The sequence below is a fragment of the Alicyclobacillus hesperidum subsp. aegles genome (assembly GCF_027923525.1).
Lineage (GTDB): Bacteria > Bacillota > Bacilli > Alicyclobacillales > Alicyclobacillaceae > Alicyclobacillus > Alicyclobacillus aegles.
In genome coordinates, this window is sequence record NZ_BSBJ01000055.1 from 1 (window position 1) to 269 (window position 269).

1 rRNA gene is annotated in these 269 nt (G+C 58.7%); it reads left to right on the top strand.

The annotated features are described in order from the left end of the window. A 23S ribosomal RNA gene (locus QMF38_RS11425) occupies positions 1-269 on the top strand; the annotation flags it as partial.

Genomic DNA, 269 nt, shown 5'->3' on the forward strand with positions numbered 1-269 from the left:
GCCACCATTGAAAGAGTGCGTAATAGCTCACTGGTCGAGTGGCGCTGCGCGGAAAATGTAACGGGGCTAAACCGGACACCGAAGCTATGGATGGAGACATGGTAGGGGAGCGTTCCACTGGCGGAGAAGCAGAGCCGGAAGGCGATGTGGAGCGAGTGGAAGTGAGAATGCCGGTATGAGTAGCGAAAAGAGGGGTGAGAATCCCCTCCGCCGAAAGCCCAAGGGTTCCTGGGGAAGGCTCGTCCGCCCAGGGTAAGTCGGGACCTAAG